We start from the raw sequence: 3185 nt of genomic DNA on the forward strand, positions 1-3185 counted from the left end.
GAATGTCAGACCGCAATCGCGAGCAGGCTCACTCCTACATTTTTACCGCGTGATGCTCAGGACTGTTTTTCGAACTTCAGATCCCACACGCCATGGCCAAGGCGTTCGCCGCGGCGTTCGAACTTGGTGATCGGGCGTTCGGCCGGGCGCGGGACGCATTTGCCGTCTTCGGCGAGGTTGCGGTAGCCCGGGGCGACGTTCATCACTTCCAGCATGTACTCGGCGTACGGTTCCCAGTCGGTGGCCATGTGCAGAATGCCGCCGACCTTGAGCTTGCTGCGCACCAGTTCGGCGAACGAGGCCTGGACGATGCGGCGCTTGTGGTGACGGCTCTTGTGCCATGGATCCGGGAAGAACAGCATCAGGCGATCGAGGCTGTTGTCGGCGATGCAGCGGTTGAGCACTTCGATCGCGTCGCAATCGTAGACCCGCAGGTTGGTCAGCCCTTGGGTCAGTACGCCATTGAGCAGCGCACCGACACCCGGACGGTGCACTTCAACGCCGATGAAATCCTGCTCCGGCGCCGCCGCAGCCATTTCCAGCAGCGAGTGGCCCATGCCGAAACCGATTTCCAGCGAGCGCGGTGCCGAGCGGCCGAACACCTGGTCGTAATCGACCGGCGCATCGGCCAGCGGCAGCACGTACAGCGGCGCGCCCTGATCCAGGCCGCGTTGCTGGCCTTCGGTCATGCGCCCGGCGCGCATCACGAAACTCTTGATGCGGCGGTGTTGGCGCTCGTCGCCTTCGTCCGGCTGGACAGGCGTGTCGTTCGATTCAGTCATCAATGGCTCTTACTTGATCAGACCATCCAGCGGCGAAGAGGCGCTGGCATAAAGTTTTTTCGGCATGCGGCCGGCGAGGTACGCCAGACGGCCGGCGAAGATGGCGTGCTGCATGGCTTGCGCCATCATTACCGGTTGCTTGGCGTGAGCGATGGCCGAGTTCATCAGTACGGCGTCGCACCCCAGTTCCATGGCGATGGTCGCGTCGGAAGCCGTACCGACACCGGCATCCACCAGCACCGGAATCTTCGCTTCTTCGAGGATGATCTGCAGGTTGTACGGATTGCAGATACCCAGACCGGAGCCGATCAGACCGGCCAGCGGCATCACCGCGATGCAGCCGATTTCCGCCAGTTGGCGGGCGATGATCGGGTCATCGCTGGTGTAGACCATCACGTCGAAGCCTTCCTTGACCAGGGTTTCGGCGGCCTTGAGGGTTTCGATCACGTTGGGGAACAGGGTCTTCTGGTCAGCCAGCACTTCCAGCTTCACCAGGTTGTGGCCGTCGAGCAATTCACGCGCGAGGCGGCAGGTGCGCACGGCTTCGATAGCGTCGTAGCAACCAGCGGTGTTCGGCAGGAAGGTGTAGCGATCCGGCGACAGCACTTCGAGCAGGTTCGGCTCGCCTTCGATCTGGCCCAAATTGGTGCGGCGCACGGCGAAGGTGACAATCTCGGCGCCCGAGGCTTCGATGGCCTGGCGGGTTTCTTCCATGTCACGGTACTTGCCGGTACCGACCAGCAAACGCGACTGGTAAGTACGACCGGCCAGCACAAAAGGCTTGTCGCTACGAACGATGCTCATGGGGAATCCTCTTGAGGGGTGAGGGTCTTGCAGAATTCTTTGCCCTTGCGGGCCGGGACAATCAGCCGCCGCCGATGGCGTGGACCACTTCGACGCTGTCGCCGTCATTGAGCGTGGTATCGGCATGCTGGCTGCGCGGAACGATGTCCAGATTGAGCTCGACCGCCACCCGGCGTCCGGTCAGCTCCAGACGGGTGATCAGGCCCGCAACGGTTTCACCGTCGGGCAATTCAAAGGACTCACCGTTCAACTGAATGCGCATGTACAACGCCGCCATCATTTTTAGGGGCTGGCATTCTAGCCCGATCATGACCTAAAGGTCAGTACCAAGCGTCAAGCGGTTAGCTGCAAGCGCCAGGCAGCTAGCCCCAAACATAACCAACCGACCAGAAATGCGAGACCACCAAACGGGGTAATGATGCCTAGCTTGCTGATGCCGGTGGTGGTCAGCAGATACAGGCTGCCGGAGAACAACAGAATGCCGGCGGTGAAGGACACGCCGGCCCAAGTGATCAGGCGCCCTTGAATTTGCGTGGCCAGCAGCGCCACCCCGAACAGCGCAAGAGTGTGCACCAATTGATAGGTGACGCCGGTATGGAAAATCGCCAGGTATTCCGGGGTAAGGCGGTTTTTCAGGCCATGGGCGGCGAACGCGCCCAGCGCAACACCGGTGAATCCGAAAAAAGCGGCCAGCATCAAAAAGCCACGCAGCATGGGGAACTCCAGTCAGACGCGATCGGCAGGGTCTGTATAATGGCCCGCTCCACGGGTTCGGCCAAGCCATCTATATGCTGCGTTCAATTTTCCGTCGTCTCACGAAGGCCCTGCTCTGGTTCGCCGGCGGCAGTGTCTTGTTGGTGCTGGTGTTTCGCTTCGTGCCACCGCCGGTCACGGCGCTGATGGTCGAGCGCAAGGTCGAATCCTGGGTCGACGGTGAGCCGATCGACCTGCAGCGCACCTGGAAACCGTGGAATGAGATCTCCGATGACTTGAAGGTGGCGGTGATTGCCGGCGAGGATCAGAAATTCCCCGAGCACTGGGGCTTCGATCTGCGCGCGATCCAGGCTGCGCTGGCCCACAACGAACTGGGCGGCTCGATTCGCGGCGCCAGCACCTTGAGCCAGCAAGTGTCGAAAAATCTGTTTTTGTGGTCCGGCCGCAGCTATCTGCGCAAGGGCCTGGAAGCGTGGTTTACCGCGTTGATCGAAGTGTTCTGGCCCAAGCAGCGGATCCTTGAGGTGTACCTGAACAGCGTCGAATGGGATGACGGCGTGTTTGGCGCCGAAGCGGCGGCCCGCCATCACTTTGGCGTGGGTGCGAAATCGTTGTCGCGCCAGCAGGCGAGTTATCTGGCTGCCGTCTTGCCCAATCCGCGGGTATGGAGCGCGAGTCACCCGACCGGTTATGTGTCGCGTCGGGCTGGCTGGATTCGGCAGCAGATGAGTCAGTTGGGTGGGGACAATTATTTGCTGGGGCTGAACGCTTCGCGGCGGGCGCCTTGGGCTGAATAACACCGAAGATCTAATGTAGGAGTGAGCCTGCTCGCGATAGCATGTTGTCAGTCAACATCTGCGTTACTGACAAACCGCTATCGCGAGC

At 61.0% G+C, this 3185-nt stretch carries 5 protein-coding genes; 1 reads left to right on the plus strand and 4 read right to left on the minus strand.

The genetic code is table 11. The annotated features are described in order from the left end of the window. Positions 1–56: 56 nt before the first annotated feature. The 4 genes from trmB to DCO47_RS26325 form a co-directional block, all read right to left on the minus strand. Entirely contained in the window at positions 57–782 is a 726-nt protein-coding gene (trmB, locus tag DCO47_RS26310) for a tRNA (guanosine(46)-N7)-methyltransferase TrmB (RefSeq protein WP_042606558.1), read from the minus strand. Between the two features lie 9 nt (positions 783–791). Beyond that, positions 792–1586, minus strand: coding sequence for a thiazole synthase (locus tag DCO47_RS26315; RefSeq protein ID WP_116659250.1), 795 nt, complete (start codon positions 1584–1586; stop codon positions 792–794). A 61-nt stretch (positions 1587–1647) separates the two neighbouring features. Further along, complete coding sequence (thiS, locus tag DCO47_RS26320) at positions 1648–1848, minus strand: sulfur carrier protein ThiS (RefSeq protein WP_042606691.1); 201 nt, start codon at positions 1846–1848, stop codon at positions 1648–1650. 71 nt (positions 1849–1919) lie between these two features. Further along, positions 1920–2300 carry a DUF423 domain-containing protein gene (locus DCO47_RS26325; protein WP_116659251.1) on the minus strand — a complete coding sequence of 127 codons (381 nt, stop codon included), beginning with the start codon at positions 2298–2300 and terminating at the stop codon, positions 1920–1922. A gap of 74 nt (positions 2301–2374) precedes the next feature. Between DCO47_RS26325 and mtgA the strand changes: the two genes are divergently transcribed. Next, positions 2375–3097 (plus strand): monofunctional biosynthetic peptidoglycan transglycosylase, encoded by a 723-nt coding sequence (mtgA, locus tag DCO47_RS26330; protein ID WP_116659252.1) that lies wholly within the window; start codon positions 2375–2377, stop codon positions 3095–3097. Positions 3098–3185 lie beyond the last annotated feature (88 nt).

Origin of the sequence: Pseudomonas sp. NDM (genome assembly GCF_003105095.1) — a bacterium.
GTDB lineage: Bacteria > Pseudomonadota > Gammaproteobacteria > Pseudomonadales > Pseudomonadaceae > Aquipseudomonas > Aquipseudomonas moraviensis_A.